Below are 14,169 nucleotides of genomic sequence, written 5' to 3'. Positions count from 1 at the left end.
GGGGCGAAGGGGCGATGACTTCGCGATGCGCAGCGAGTCGCCGAAGTGATTTCATTGGATTACCTCAGGGAGGTTTTTCATGCACGTTGCATTTTCAACCACAGTAAGCAGATCGATCGGAAGCGTCAGGAGGTTTCGCCGGGGCGCGCTGTGCGTGGCGCTGGCGGTGTCGCTCGCCGCCGCGCCGTTGGCGTGCGGCGCGCAGTCCGCCGCTGCGCCTGCGGCCGGCGCATCTGACACGCCCGCCATAGCGGGCGCTCCAGGCCCCTCGGCCGCATCGTCGACATCCGCTGCCGACGATACCTTTCTGCTCACCATCTTTCTGCGCCACGACGAATCCAAACCGCTGCCGAAGATCAACGACCAGCTCCGCGCGCAAGGCTTCTTCAAGACCTTTCCGCCGCCGGGCATCGAAGTCGTGTCGTGGTACGTGATGATGGGCATCGGCCAGGTGGTCACGCTGCGCGTGCCCGCGAGCCGGCTGCGCGAAGTCAACCGTGCGATCGAGTTGACCGCGTGGGGCGGCTATCGCACCGAGTTTTATCCGACCTACGACTACAAGGCGCAAGCGCAGCAAATGCGCGCAACCGACGGCAAGTAGCGGCGAGCGTGCACAGTCGGTCGTCAACGCGCCGCCATCGTTCTAACGACGCGGTGCAACATGCATGTGGGACGGCGCAGCGCGGGTTTACGCGCCCGCCAGCTAGGTCGATAATGCCCCGGTCGTTCCGGCCCCGAACTTACGGCGCACGTTGCGCCGACCCGGCTCGCTCCATCTGATCCACCGCCCTCGTGTTGAAAACTTCGCGTTTTTTCGACCTGCTGCGTATCCCTGGCTTCAAGCCGCTGGCCGCCGCCACCCTCATGCTCGGTGTGGCGATGTCATTCACCGCTCCGTATCTATCGCTGTTCGGCGTCGAGCGCGCCGGCATGACGCCGTTCAGGCTCGGCGTCTTCATGACGCTGATTGCCGCGAGCGGGGTGCTCGCCAGCACGCTCGCCGGCCGTTGGACCGATAAGAGCGGACAGCATCGGCCTTTGCTGCTGGCGGCGCTGGTGGCGGCCGCGCTCGGCTATGTGTGCCTGTGCGTGGTGCGCGATTACCGGCTGCTGCTGCTGGTCGGCATCGTCTTCATCGGCGCGGGCGGCTCGGCCATCTCGATGGTGTTCGCGTTCAGCCGCGCGGCGCTGCCGGTGCCGGACCCCGGCGAGCGCGTGTTCGCGAGCGCGACGTTGCGGACCATCCTGTCGGCGGCGTGGGTGTTCGGGCCATCGGTGGGCGCATTGGTGCTCGCGGCCACCAGCTTTTATGGACTCTTTCTGTTCGCGGCGGCGAGCTTCGCGACCTGCGCATTCATCGTCTGGCGGATGCGCGAGCCGCAAGGTCATCTGGGCGACCACACGGTGGAGGACACGGCGTCCGAGCCGTCGGCGTCGATCACGGTGCCGCCGCTGACCGCGCCGGGCGAAGACGCGCACGAAGACCTGCCCGGCGTCGCATCGGCCAACGACATCGGCCGCGCGGTGGCCGCGCTCACGCTGCTCGGCCTCGCCGCGAACGCGACGATGATCGTGCTGCCGCTCTACATCGTGCATGGCCTGAACGGCTCGCATCTGGACGTATCGGTGATGCTCGGCCTCGGCGCGCTGATGGAAATTCCGATGATGCTTGCGCTCGGCGCGAAGTCGTCGGCGCTGCACAAGCCGAACTGGCTTGCCGCGTGCGCGGCGGTGCATGCGGTGTATTTCGTCGGGATGTCGCTGGCGGGCAACGTCAACGTGCTGATCCCGATGCAGATGCTCAATGCGTTCGTGGTCGCCGTGACGTCGTGTCTCGGCATGACCTATGTGCAGGATCTGATGCCGCACTCGCCCGGGCGCGCCACCGCGCTGTTCTTCAACGCGGCGCGGGTCGGCTCGATTCTGTCGGGCGTGTTGTCGGGCCTGCTGGTGCAGGCGTTCAGCTATCGCGGCACGTTTCTGTTCTGCGGCTTGCTGGCGCTGTGTGCCTTGGTGCTGTTCGCGGTGCCCGGGTATCGTTATCCGCTGATGTGGCGTGCGGTGAAGCGCTTCGCGCGCGAGCTGTATGCCAAGCTGCAGGCGAAGCGGCGTCAACGAGTGACGGCGCGTGGCGAGTGAGCTGAAGCACGCGAACGCGCTGCGGCACATCGGCAGCCGCGGAGGTGCCCGCCAGGCATATATACGTGCATAACACACACGCGAGGAACTTTACGTCACGCCACGTCTCTGCATAGAGGCGTATCGTCTTTTGACGCGCGCGGCGATGCGCATTGCGCATGCCGGAATGAACCAGACGGCTATGGTGTGTCCTGCATTCTTGCATCGACGCGACTAAAGTGGTTTGCGTGGGCCATGCGATGCCGCCTGCTTCACCGCTCAATTCGCGGCTGAGTTCGCCGTTGAGTTCGCCGTTGAATTCATCACCGAGGCAACAACCCGGCAACAACCCGGTCACGACGAAGCAACCACCAGAGCCGCCACCGGCATAACACCCGGCGCAACAACCGCATCGCCGCAACACGCCGAACCGACATCGGGCAGTGCAACGAGCCACCTTCCGGAGCGAGATATGCAGCTAGGCATGATTGGATTAGGGCGCATGGGCGCCGACATGGTGCGACGCCTGACCAAAGGTGGTCAGCAATGCATCGCCTACGACGTGCAGTCCGCGGCGGTGGACCGGCTGAAGCAGGAAGGGGTGGCGGGCGCGGCGTCGCTGCAGGACCTCGTCGCGCAACTCGAGAAGCCGCGCGCCGTGTGGCTGATGGTGCCGGCCGCCGTCGTCGACGCGACGCTCGAAAAACTCGTGCCCTTGCTGGAACCCGGCGACGTCGTGATCGACGGCGGCAACTCCTACTATCACGACGACATCCGCCGCGCCAACGAACTCGGCGCACGCCAGCTTCACTATGTGGACGTCGGCACGAGCGGCGGCGTCGCGGGCCGCGAGCGTGGCTACTGCCTGATGATCGGCGGCGAGCCTGAGGTCGTGAAGCGGCTCGAACCGATTTTCGCGGCGCTCGCGCCGGGCGCCGCCGCGGCGCCGCCCACTCCGGGCCGCACCGCGACGAGCGGGAGCACTGCCGACCAGGGCTTCCTGCATTGCGGACCGCAAGGCGCGGGGCACTTCGTGAAGATGGTCCACAACGGCATCGAATACGGAATCATGGCCGCCTATGCGGAAGGCCTGAACATTCTGCGCCACGCCGACGCCGGCAAGCACGCGCGCGAAGCCGACGCGGAAACCTCGCCGCTGCGCCGTCCCGAGCTGTACCAATACGATCTGAATCTCGCCGAGGTCACTGAAGTCTGGCGGCGCGGCAGCGTGATCGGCTCGTGGCTGCTCGACCTGATCGCGGGATCGCTCGTCAGCGACGCCGATCTGCAGAACTACACCGGCCGCGTCTCCGATTCGGGTGAGGGCCGCTGGACGGTGGCGGCCGCGATCGACGAAGGCGTGCCCACGCCGGTGCTCAGCGCGGCGTTGTTCGCGCGCTTCAGTTCGCGCGGCGAAGCGGACTTCGCGAACCGCGTGCTATCGGCGATGCGGCATGATTTCGGCGGCCACGTCGAAAAAACGGCCGAGCCGGGCAGTGCGCCAAAGGGCTGAGTGGGCCGCCCACCGAAGAGTTCACTGCAACCGTTACCGAAGCGCTCCCACTTTCAGCCAAGGACCCCGCGATGCCAGCCACCCCCTCTACGCCGCACGACGTCGTGTTTCTGTTCGACTGCGACAACACCCTGCTCGACAACGATCACGTGCTGGCGGATTTGCGCGCGCATATGACCCGGGAATTCGGCGCGGAGAACAGCACACGCTACTGGGAGATCTTCGAGGACCTGCGCGCAGAACTGGGCTATGCCGATTACCTGGGCGCGCTGCAGCGTTACCGGCTGGAGCATCCGCGCGACACGCGGCTGCTGTTGATGGCGTCGTTCCTGATCGGGTATCCGTTTGCGAACCGGCTGTATCCGGGTGCGCTGGATGCGCTACGGCATCTGGGCACGCGCGGCCCCACGGTGATTCTCTCCGACGGCGACGTGGTGTTCCAGCCGCGCAAGATTGCGCGTTCGGGTTTGTGGGACGAAGTCGAGGGACGCGTGCTCATTTACATCCACAAGGAACTGATGCTCGATCAGGTGATGGAATGCTACCCGGCGCGCCATTACGTGATGATCGACGACAAGCTGCGGATTCTCACGGCCATGAAGAAGGCCTGGGGAGGAAAGCTGACAACGGTCTTTCCACGCCAAGGGCACTATGCTTTCGATCCGAAGGAGATTGCAAGCAATCCGCCCGCGGATGTGAGCATCGAGCGGATTGGTGAGCTGGCCGATTTCGACGTCGATGCGTTGATGGGCGAGCAGGGGTAGGCGGTTGGGCGCAGCGCGAGCCTCGCCATCAGAGACACGGACCTGCGGGCGGCGCGCACGCAGACCGAGAGGCAAACCGACGCGCAGACACGCAGAACGCAGCGCCTCAGGCGCCCAACGCCTTCAGGCGCGCTTGCGCATCGCCGGCTCCCATGCGCGCGGCCGCGTCGCTGGCCTTTACGCCGTTCGCATCGTGAGCATTCGGGTTCGCGCCGTGCGCAATCAGCAAGTCCACGATCGCGGTGCGGTTGAACATCGCGGCCACCATCAACGCGGTGCGGCCGTCCGGCGACGCGCCTTCGACGTCCGCGCCGTGCGCGAGCAACGTCTCGATCACCTTGTCGAAGCCCTTGAACGCGGCACCGGCGATCGGCGTTTGGCCGTTATCGTTGCGCAGATTCGGATCGGCGCCGCGTTCGAGCAGCACGCGCACCGCATCCGCGTGACCGTGGTAGCTCGCGAGCATCACGAGACTGTCGCCCTTGTCGTTACGCAGATTGGGCGGCACGCCTTTTTCGAGCACTGCGGCGAGCATCGATGCATCGCCGCGCCGCGCGAGGTCGAAGACCTCCTGGGCGAGTGCGAGCAGGTCGGGATCGATCTGCGCCCCGGACGGCGGGGCGGTATTGGCGGGGTCCGTCAATGAAATCTCCTTGCTATCGATGAGGGCGCCGCGGCGGCGCCAGGACAGCAATCAGGATACACATTTTGTCTCGCGGATGCCCGCCCGGCGGTGCGCTAGCCGGCGCCGAACAGCTTGACCAGGACGCCAAAGAGGCCGATCAGGACAGCCAGTCCTGCGCTCAGCAACACGATCGACAGGACAAGGGTCACGAGCACTTTGGCGGGGCTGCGTTTGGACATGGCGGTCGTATTCGTCAAAGATGAGGGCGGCGGGACGTGTCAGACGCTTGCCGCCGCTGCGCATTCGGTTCGGGTGGTGTCGAACGAACGCGCCGGTTCAGTCAGCTCGCCGGGTTCGATCGGGATTGTTCGGAGTCTAGCGCAACACAGCGTTCGCGCATCGCTCCACCGGCGCTTGCGGCGCATTCGCGAAAACGTCGAACCATGGCGTGCGGCGTCTGTCACACTCGCGTGACGAGCGCGGGCGACACTCGACACCCGGGAAAGAGCCGCGAATTCCGCCTGATGCAGTTGCGCAGAGCGGCCCACGGCAGTTGCGCCGCGCATGATGCAGCGGCCTCGCTGTCGCTTTCACGGGCCTTTCCGACGCCATCGACGCCAGCGACGCCAGCGACGCCATCGGCACAACGACGCCTCATCACGAACACCCGCTGCAGCACCCGCTAACCTGCCTGACAGTCCTTTTCAAGGAGTGACGCCATGGTTGAAGCAAGCTCGCATCCCGCTCCGTCCCAAACGCTGGACCCCGACACGCTGCGCAAGATGGATCGCTATTGGCGCGCGTGCAATTATCTGTCGGTGGGCATGATCTATCTGCGCGACAATCCACTGCTGCGCGAACCGCTGAAACCCGAACACATCAAGAACCGGCTGCTCGGCCACTGGGGCTCGGACCCGGGGCAGAGCTTCGTGCTCGTGCATCTGAACCGGCTGATCCGCAAGCTCGATCTGGACGTGATCTATCTGTCCGGCCCCGGACATGGCGCGCCGGCAAGTCTTGCGCACTGTTACCTCGAAGGCCACTACTCGGAAATCTACCCGGACCGCAGCGAAGACGAGGCCGGCATGCGGCGTTTCTTCCGGCAGTTCTCGTTTCCCGGCGGCATCGGTTCGCATTGCACGCCGGAGACGCCGGGCTCGATTCACGAAGGCGGCGAACTCGGCTACAGCCTGTCGCACGGCTACGGCGCCGCGTTCGACAACCCCGAACTGATCGTCACCGTGATGATCGGCGACGGCGAGGCGGAAACCGGGCCGCTCGCCACCTCATGGCATTCGAACAAATTCCTCAACCCGATCCGCGACGGCGCGGTGCTGCCGGTGCTGCATCTGAACGGCTACAAGATCGCCAATCCGACCATCCTCGCGCGGATTCCCCGCGAGGAACTCGAAGCGCTGCTGATCGGCTACGGGCACAAGCCGTATTTCGTCGAAGGCGACGATCCCGACATGATGCATCAGCAGATGGCTGCCACGCTCGAACAGTGCATCGGCGAAATCCGCGCGATCCAGCGGCATGCGCGCGCGAATCGCGACGCGACGCGGCCGCGCTGGCCGATGATCGTGCTGCGCTCGCCGAAAGGCTGGACCGGCCCGAAGGAAGTCGACGGTCACAAGGTGGAAGGCTCGTGGCGCGCGCATCAGGTGCCGGTGCTCGATCCGGTCACCAATGGCAAGAGTCTGAAACTGGTCGAGGGCTGGCTGCGCAGCTATGGTCCCGAGTCGCTGTTCGACACGGGCGGCCGTCTGGTCGAGGAACTGCGCGAACTCGCGCCCGAGGGCGCACGCCGCATCAGCGCGAATCCGCATGCGAACGGCGGCTTGCTGTGCAAGGCGCTCGACATGCCGCCGTTTCGCGACTACGCCGTGACGGTGAAAAAGCCGGCCGCGTCGTACACGTCGCCGACGGGCGTGCTGGGCAAGTTTCTGTGCGACGTGATGCGCAAGAACATGACGAACTTCCGCCTGTTCGGTCCCGACGAAACCGCGAGCAACAAGCTCAACGCGGTCTATGAGGCGTCGCCGAAAACCTGGCTTGCCGACACCGAACCCGGTGACGCGGACGGCGGCGAGCTGTCACCCGACGGTCGCGTGATGGAAATGCTCAGCGAACACACCCTCGAAGGCTGGTTCGAAGGCTACGTGTTGACCGGCCGGCACGGCCTGTTCGCGACCTACGAGGCGTTCGTCCACGTGATCGACTCGATGTTCAACCAGCACGCGAAGTGGCTCGAGAAAGCCAAGCGCGAGCTGGGCTGGCGCCAGCCGGTGCCGTCGATCAACCTGCTGATCACGTCGCTTGTCTGGCGTCAGGATCACAACGGCTTCACGCATCAGGACCCAGGCTTTCTCGATGTCGTCACCAATAAAAGCCCGGACGTGGTGCGCATCTATCTGCCGCCGGATGGCAACTGCCTGTTGAGCGTGGCCGATCATTGCCTGCGCTCGCGCGATTACGTCAACGTGATCGTGTCCGACAAGCAGCCGCATCTGCAGTATCTCGACATGGACGCGGCCGTCACGCATTGCACGAAGGGCATCGGCATCTGGGACTGGGCGTCGACCGATCAGGGTGTCGAGCCGGACGTGGTGATCGCCTGCGCGGGCGACATCGCGACGATGGAAGCGCTCGCCGCCGTACAGATTCTGAAGGAGCGCTTCGTCACGCTGAAGATCCGCTTCGTCAACGTGGTCGATCTGTTCCGCTTGATGCCCGAGCATGCGCATCCCCACGGACTGTCCGACCGTGATTTCGATTTGCTGTTCACCACCAGCAAGCCGGTGATCTTCAACTTCCATTCGTATGCGTCGCTCGTGCACAAGCTCACCTATAGCCGCGCGAATCACGAGAATCTCCATGTGCACGGCTATCACGAGAAAGGCAACATCAACACGCCGCTCGAACTGGCGATCATCAACCAGGTGGACCGCTTCTCGCTTGCGATCGACGTGATCGATCGCGTGCCTGCCTTGCGCGGCGTCGGCGATCATGCGAAGGAATGGCTGCGTGGGCAGGTCATCGAGCATCTCGCGTATGCGCATGCCGAGGGTATCGACAAGGAAGAGATCCGCAACTGGACCTGGAAGAGCTGAGCGAGGGCGACGATGCACACCGAGGACGCCGCGGCGAAGCAAACGATTCTGGTGCTCAACAGCGGCTCGTCGTCGCTGAAGTTCGGGCTGTTCGCACACGTGGACGACGATGAATCCCTACTGCTGGAGGGCAGCGCCGAAGGGATCGGCCGCCGCGACGGCAGCTTGCGGATCGGATCGCCCGACGGCGGCGTGCTGGTGCAGCAGGAGCATGTGCTGGAATCGCAAACCGATGCGTTGCGCAAGCTCTCGCAGGCGCTGGCGCAACAGCATCATGCGCAGCCGGCGGCGCTCGGGCATCGGCTCGTGCATGGCGGGCCGCATCTGCGCGCGCATCAACGCATCACGCCCGAGGTGCGCCGCCGCTTGCGGGAGGCGGTGCACTTCGCGCCGCTGCATATTCCACCGGCGCTCGCGCTGATCGACGAGGCGACGAAGATTTTCGGCGGCGCGACGCATTTCGCCTGTTTCGACACCGCGTTCCATACGACGCTGCCGCCGCGCGCGGCGCAACTCGCGTTGCCGCGCCGCTATGCGCAGGCCGGCGTGATCCGCTACGGCTTTCACGGGCTTTCGTACGAATCGCTGGTGACACAACTCGGCTCGCAGTTGTCCTCACGCGCGGTGTTCGCGCATCTCGGCAACGGTTCGAGCGTGTGCGCGTTGCGCGACGGCCAATCGATCGATACGTCGATGGGTCTGACGCCGACCGGCGGCGTGCCGATGAGCACGCGTTGCGGCGATCTCGATCCCGGTGTGCTGCTGTATCTGATGCGGGTCGAGAAGCTCGATGCGGATGCACTGGAGACGCTGCTCAATCGTCACAGTGGCCTCGCCGGTTATGCCGACGGCGAGAGCGATATGCAGGCACTGGAAAAACGCGCGGCGGCAGGCGACGCGAACGCGTCGCTCGCGCTCGACGTGTTCGCGGGCGCGGTGCGCAAGACGATTGGCGGCTATGCGGCGTTGCTCGGCGGGATCGATCTGCTGGTGTTTACCGGCGGGATCGGCGAACATAGCGCCGCGATTCGCCAGCGCGTGTGCGACGGGCTCGCTTTCATGGGGCTGACGGAAGGCGATGCGGCTGGCAAGGTGAGAGCCCTTCACACCGAGGAGGAAAAGCAGATCGCGCGGCATTGCCGGGCGTTGTTGCGAGCCGAGGCCGGCTGAGGCCATTGCCGCTTAGTCCGCTTTATTTCGCTTTGACGACGGTGTGATCCAACACGCCTGTCACGCCGAACAGGCGCGCCACGTCTTCCAGCGCGGCGGTTTTTTGCTGCGGTTGCAGCTCGCCGTGCAGCGTGATGCGGCCACGTGAGACTCTCACCTTGACGCTATGTTCAGGGACGGCCGAGTCCCAGGCCAGGCGCCGGGTCGCTTCCGCGGCGATTTGCGCATCGCTCAGGCGAGCGCCGGCGCTGGATCCTTCGCCCGTCTCCCAGCGTGCGCCAGGCAGCTTGCGTTTCGCGGCGCGAGCGGATGACATGGGTTCTCCACGGAATGAACGGCAATTGAACAACACTAGCAGATACGTGGAATTTTGCAGGCGGGGCGGCCATGCTTAGGGCCGCGCCGGACCCGACTCCGCTCCGTTGAATGCTCACGGCTCATCATCGGCGCGCCCGCCGCACCTTCCTCACCCTGAACAGCAAAGGCTTCGACCATGTACGACTTTCCCATCGACAACCCGTTTCTCGAATCGCTCGGCGTGCGACTGACCCAATGGCGCGACGGTTACGCCGAGCTGGTCATGGCGATCGACGCGAGCAAGCTCAATCGTCAGGGCGTGCTGCAAGGCGGCGCGATCGCCACGCTGCTCGATGCAGCGGCGGGCTATGCGGGTCTGCATGCGCCGGCGGGTCAACCGGCGCGGCATGCATTCACGTTGTCGCTGACCACCAACTATCTCGACAAGGGACTCGGCGAATCGGTGACGGCGAAGGGCTTTCTGGAACGCCAGGGCCGCTCGATTTTCTTTTCGCGCGGCGAAGCGTGGGTAGACGGCAAGCTGCTGATCGCGAGCGCGCAGGGCACCTTCAAATATTCGAAGACGGCCTGATGGCGATGCCTGCCGCAAGCGGCACGCACGCATTCACAGCGCCTTGTACATGACGGTGGTGGCGTCGAGCCGCCCTTCGTCGTGCGGAGCTTGGGCATAGCCTGGAATCACGCCGGCGGTTTGATAGCCAAGCGTGGCATAAAGCGGTTCGGCATGGTCGCCGGTGCGGGTGTCCAGCGTGAGCAGGCTGCGCCGCAAGTGCCGCGCATGGCGCTCCAGCTCCGTCATCAACGCCCGTGCGATGCCCCGGCGGCGAAACGCGGGATGGACCAGCAGCTTGCGCACCTCCGCGCGGTGACGCTGATTCGGCATCGTGTCGTAATCCAGTTGCACGGTGCCGGCGATCGCGTCGCCCTCGCGCGCGACGAACAGCATCAGTCCGCCCGCGCGCAACGAGGGCAGCACTTTGCCGCGCCAGAACGCTTCGCTATCGGCGACGCCGTACGGCATCACGAAGCCGACGCTCGCGCCGTCATGCACGCAGGCATGCAGCAGCGCGCCGAGTTCGGGGAGATGCCGTACGAGGTCGTCGGCGGAAAAAGACGTAATGGTGATCGCGCTCATGCTGGCTCACACGATGAAGAGAAGATAGCGGGCCGAACTATCGGCAGGCGTCACGAAGGCGCTCGGGCCGAACAGCAGATAACGCAGGCAGTCGCCGGGGACGAGGTCGTGGCGCTGGCCGTCGACGGTGATCTGCAGCCGCCCTTCGAGCAGGATCAGATGATGTTCGAGACCGGGGCGCGGCGACGCGTCGTACGCGATGCATGCGCCCGCGTCGAGTTCGCATTCCAGCGCCTCGCCCGCAAGCGCCTGCGCGGGCGGCGACACCGAGCGGCGCCGGAAGCCCGCGCTGGCGTCGCTCCAGACCGGTTGCGCGGTGCGTGGCACTCGGGGCGCGAAGTCCTCCTCGACCATGCGCATCAGGCGCGACATGGGCAGGCCGTACGCCACGCAGAGCCGGCCTAGCACGCTCGCGGTGGGACTCACGGCCGCATTTTCCAGACGCGACAGCGTGGCGCGGCTGACGTTGCTGCGCGTGGCGAGTTCGTCGAGAGACCAGTTGCGCTCCGCGCGCAAGGCCCGCAAACGCTGCGCGATGCGGCGGTCGATGAGCGTATCACTGACGGCCAGATTTTCCATATTAGGGAAATTATCTCGAATATGGAAATCGGTCAATGGAAAAAAATGGCTCGCGGGCGGAGTCGGGCAGCGCATCCGTCCATTACGGAGATTCGTGCGCCTTCGCGTTCGCGGGCGTTTATCATAGTGGCCACCAACCAGAACGCGCCGCCTCGCTATGCAACGGTAACGCGCATCATCCACGAGACCCGGCGACTCATGCCGCAACATCATCTATGAACACCACTCCCGACGCTTCTTCCCGTCCCCCGATTCGTGAACTGACGCTGCTCGAGGGGCGCGTGCTCGGCGTGCTCGTCGAAAAGCAGCACACCGTGCCGGACAGTTATCCGCTCTCGCTGAACGCGCTGACGCTGGGCTGCAATCAGAAAACCGGCCGCGCGCCGGTGATGAACGCGACCGAGGCCGAGGTGCTGACCGCCGTCGATGGCCTGAAACGCTTGAGCCTCGTGATGGAAGGCAGCAGCAGCCGCGTGCCGCGCTTCGAGCACAACATGAATCGCGTGCTCGGTTTGCCGAGCCAGTCGGCGGCCTTGCTGACCACCTTGCTGCTGCGCGGCCCGCAGACGGCAGCCGAATTGCGCCTGAACAGCGCGCGTTTCCATGGCTTTGCCGACATCTCGTCGGTCGAGGCGTTTCTCGATGAGCTGGCCGGCAGCGAGCCGCCGCGCGTCGTGAAGCTGGCCCGCACGCCGGGAGAGCGCGAGCATCGCTGGATGCATTTGCTGTGCGGCGAGGTGAGCGCAAGCGAGATCGCGCAACCGGGCGGCGAGGACGACACGGTGCCGTTGTCCGCGTTCGAAGCGATCAAGGCCGAGCAGAAGCGCCTCGCCGATGAAGTGGGGCGGCTTCAGGCAGTTGTGCGCCGGATGGCGGCGGAATTGGGGATCGGCGTCGACGATCTTTGAGCGAATATTGGAGCGGGGCCGCGTCGTGGTCTTTCTGCAAAACCACCATCGCGCAGTCGGCCGTTCGACGCAAGCGATCGTCAGTACGGCATGCCGGCGCCGCAGTGGCGAGGGCTGAAGACCGACGGCTCACGCATCACGGCTGCGCTGGGTGTTTGTCGACAGCATGCGTTGGGTGCGATAAAAGATGCGCGGCGGCACGTTCGGCGAATCCTGGGCAAGCCGGTCGAGCTCGTCGCGAATCGCGGTGAGGTAGTGGCCGTCGCGCGCGTCGGCGTCGCCGGCGAATACGGCTTCGAGCCTGCGACGCACGGCGCCATAGCGCGCACCGGCCGCGCGGTGTTTCTCCGCGCGCTCCGCGTAGCGCAGGAACAGTTTCAACGCGGCGGAGACGACGGCCGCGACGCTCACGAGCCCAACGAAGAGCCGTTGTTCAAACGACACCGCCGTCAGCGCGAACGACGCGAACACGGCGGTCCCCACGAACGCGGTCAGGGCTGTCGCCAGCCAGCCGACCTGGCGGTCGCGCGCCGATAGCAGATCGGCCATGTCGTAGTGGCTCATCTGGGATTCGCGCGCGCGGCGAATCCATTTCAGCAGAAGCTGGTTTTCGTCGACCGGGGGCTCGTAGGCGGGCAGTGTCGTCATGGTGCTTGTCGGGGCGGTTCGTCTGCGCAAGCACTACGCGTGCGCAGACGATACTGTGCCACATCGAAGCATCAAGCCGGACATCGCGCGTTACCGTAGCGGCCGGTCGGCCGCTCACCGAGTCAGGCGCCGCACGCGCGGCGCTACTTCTTCCGCAAAGCGGCGCATGTCGTGCTCGAACGGCTGGAATTGCAGCATGAACAATTCGATCCCGGCGCGGTGAAAGCGGGCCATGCGCTCGGCGACCGTGTCATAGCTGCCGACCAGTCCCGCCGCCGTGCCGCCGTTCGAGCCGACGCGCGGCGTTTGCGCGAAGGTCTGGAACATCACCGCCTTCGGGTCGATGTTCGATTTCTGCTGCGCGCGCAGTGGCGCATCCTTGGTGGCCAGTGCGAACAGATGGTCGAGGTGCCGGGTTGCGTCGTCGTCGGTTTCACGCGCGATCACGAATGCCGACAGGCCGAAACGCAACGGTGCATGTGCGGTGGGCCGTCGGCGGGCGCGCAGCTCGGCGATCAGCGCTTCGACGTCCGCCAACGGCTGACCGTTGATGAACCACACGTCGCCTTTGTCGGCGACCAGCTGGCGCGCCGGCTCCGATTCGCCGCCCACGTAGATGAGCGGTCGTTCGCGATACGGATCGGCAGGGCGCAATAGATAGTCATCCACATTAAAGTGTTCGCCGTGAAAACGCGTGCGTTCGCCACGCAGCAACGCGTCGACCACCGTGATCCACTCGCGCCCATACGCATAACGCGCGTCGTGCTCCGCGAAACCGATGCCGGCACGCTCCAGCTCCGGGCGATTCCACGCATTGACGAGATTGATTGCGAAGCGCCCGCCGCTGATGTGCTCGATCTGCTGCGCCATTTTCGCCAATACCACCGGGTGATACAGGTAAGGCTTGATGGCCGCGATGATTTCGATGCGTTCGGTCAACGCCGCGAGCGCGGCCGACGCGGTCCACGCTTCGAGCTGATCGAAGTCGGGATTGTGCGGATTGATCGTATGTTGGGCGATGAGCACCGAGTCGTAGCCAAGGCGCTCGGCTTCGAGCACGAGCGCTTTGTTGCGCGCCCATGACGCGTCGTACGGTTCATCGGGATCCTGCAGTGCGGCGCGGCTGCCATGAACCAGCGCCCAGACGCCGAAGCGCGGAGGCAGTGTCGACATAAAGCAGAAATCTCCACGGAAAAGCGGGACTTGCGATTCGTTGCGACTCGCATCAAAGCATTGAATGATGCGCGATGCCGCCGCCACGCGTTCCAATTTCTGTCT

The 14,169-nt window shown here is 65.1% G+C and carries 15 protein-coding genes; 8 read left to right on the top strand and 7 right to left on the bottom strand.

Annotation, left to right across the window (positions count from 1 at the left end; all coding sequences use genetic code 11):
- Positions 1 to 79: 79 nt before the first annotated feature.
- The 4 genes from HV770_RS16855 (at position 80) to HV770_RS16840 (ending at position 4,395) form a co-directional block, all read left to right on the top strand.
- Positions 80 to 601 carry a hypothetical protein gene (locus HV770_RS16855; protein ID WP_246290954.1) on the top strand — a complete coding sequence of 174 codons (522 nt, stop codon included), beginning with the start codon at positions 80 to 82 and terminating at the stop codon, positions 599 to 601.
- A 191-nt stretch (positions 602 to 792) separates the two neighbouring features.
- On the top strand, positions 793 to 2,139 hold the full coding sequence (locus tag HV770_RS16850; RefSeq protein ID WP_175161350.1) for a sugar efflux transporter: 1,347 nt from the start codon (positions 793 to 795) through the stop codon (positions 2,137 to 2,139).
- A gap of 451 nt (positions 2,140 to 2,590) precedes the next feature.
- The gene (gnd, locus tag HV770_RS16845; RefSeq protein WP_175161348.1) at positions 2,591 to 3,631 is read left to right on the top strand and encodes a phosphogluconate dehydrogenase (NAD(+)-dependent, decarboxylating); all 1,041 of its coding nucleotides are present in this window, start codon (positions 2,591 to 2,593) and stop codon (positions 3,629 to 3,631) included.
- Between the two features lie 71 nt (positions 3,632 to 3,702).
- The gene (locus HV770_RS16840; RefSeq protein ID WP_175161346.1) at positions 3,703 to 4,395 is read left to right on the top strand and encodes an HAD family hydrolase; all 693 of its coding nucleotides are present in this window, start codon (positions 3,703 to 3,705) and stop codon (positions 4,393 to 4,395) included.
- 106 nt (positions 4,396 to 4,501) lie between these two features.
- Here the strand turns inward: HV770_RS16840 and HV770_RS16835 are convergent, their stop codons facing one another.
- Positions 4,502 to 5,038: an ankyrin repeat domain-containing protein gene (locus HV770_RS16835; RefSeq protein ID WP_175161344.1), complete on the bottom strand. Its 537-nt coding sequence runs from the start codon at positions 5,036 to 5,038 to the stop codon at positions 4,502 to 4,504.
- Positions 5,039 to 5,133: 95 nt separating this feature from the next.
- Complete coding sequence (locus HV770_RS39430; protein ID WP_281366221.1) at positions 5,134 to 5,259, bottom strand: hypothetical protein; 126 nt, start codon at positions 5,257 to 5,259, stop codon at positions 5,134 to 5,136.
- A gap of 480 nt (positions 5,260 to 5,739) precedes the next feature.
- Between HV770_RS39430 and HV770_RS16830 the strand changes: the two genes are divergently transcribed.
- Both HV770_RS16830 and HV770_RS16825 read left to right on the top strand, forming a co-directional pair.
- A complete protein-coding gene (locus HV770_RS16830; RefSeq protein ID WP_175161343.1) occupies positions 5,740 to 8,133 on the top strand; it encodes a phosphoketolase family protein in 2,394 nt (797 codons plus the stop codon).
- Between the two features lie 12 nt (positions 8,134 to 8,145).
- On the top strand, positions 8,146 to 9,303 hold the full coding sequence (locus tag HV770_RS16825; protein WP_175161341.1) for an acetate/propionate family kinase: 1,158 nt from the start codon (positions 8,146 to 8,148) through the stop codon (positions 9,301 to 9,303).
- A 22-nt stretch (positions 9,304 to 9,325) separates the two neighbouring features.
- Here the strand turns inward: HV770_RS16825 and HV770_RS16820 are convergent, their stop codons facing one another.
- A complete protein-coding gene (locus tag HV770_RS16820; RefSeq protein WP_175161339.1) occupies positions 9,326 to 9,619 on the bottom strand; it encodes a BON domain-containing protein in 294 nt (97 codons plus the stop codon).
- A gap of 177 nt (positions 9,620 to 9,796) precedes the next feature.
- Between HV770_RS16820 and HV770_RS16815 the strand changes: the two genes are divergently transcribed.
- Positions 9,797 to 10,192: a PaaI family thioesterase gene (locus HV770_RS16815; protein WP_175161337.1), complete on the top strand. Its 396-nt coding sequence runs from the start codon at positions 9,797 to 9,799 to the stop codon at positions 10,190 to 10,192.
- A 33-nt stretch (positions 10,193 to 10,225) separates the two neighbouring features.
- Here the strand turns inward: HV770_RS16815 and HV770_RS16810 are convergent, their stop codons facing one another.
- Positions 10,226 to 10,756 carry a GNAT family N-acetyltransferase gene (locus HV770_RS16810; protein WP_175161335.1) on the bottom strand — a complete coding sequence of 177 codons (531 nt, stop codon included), beginning with the start codon at positions 10,754 to 10,756 and terminating at the stop codon, positions 10,226 to 10,228.
- Between the two features lie 6 nt (positions 10,757 to 10,762).
- Positions 10,763 to 11,335, bottom strand: coding sequence for a helix-turn-helix domain-containing protein (locus HV770_RS16805; RefSeq protein ID WP_175161332.1), 573 nt, complete (start codon positions 11,333 to 11,335; stop codon positions 10,763 to 10,765).
- Positions 11,336 to 11,550: 215 nt separating this feature from the next.
- Between HV770_RS16805 and HV770_RS16800 the strand changes: the two genes are divergently transcribed.
- Positions 11,551 to 12,243, top strand: a complete 693-nt coding sequence (locus tag HV770_RS16800) for a YceH family protein (protein ID WP_175161331.1) — start codon at positions 11,551 to 11,553, stop codon at positions 12,241 to 12,243.
- 129 nt (positions 12,244 to 12,372) lie between these two features.
- Here the strand turns inward: HV770_RS16800 and HV770_RS16795 are convergent, their stop codons facing one another.
- A complete protein-coding gene (locus tag HV770_RS16795; RefSeq protein ID WP_175161329.1) occupies positions 12,373 to 12,891 on the bottom strand; it encodes an SLATT domain-containing protein in 519 nt (172 codons plus the stop codon).
- A 114-nt stretch (positions 12,892 to 13,005) separates the two neighbouring features.
- A complete protein-coding gene (locus HV770_RS16790) occupies positions 13,006 to 14,064 on the bottom strand; it encodes an LLM class flavin-dependent oxidoreductase (protein ID WP_175161327.1) in 1,059 nt (352 codons plus the stop codon).
- Positions 14,065 to 14,169 lie beyond the last annotated feature (105 nt).

Origin of the sequence: Paraburkholderia fynbosensis (genome assembly GCF_902859935.1) — a bacterium.
Classification (GTDB): Bacteria; Pseudomonadota; Gammaproteobacteria; order Burkholderiales; family Burkholderiaceae; genus Paraburkholderia; species Paraburkholderia fynbosensis.
The sequence above is the reverse complement of the archived record's forward strand: the minus strand, read 5'-3'. Positions and strand labels throughout refer to the sequence as shown.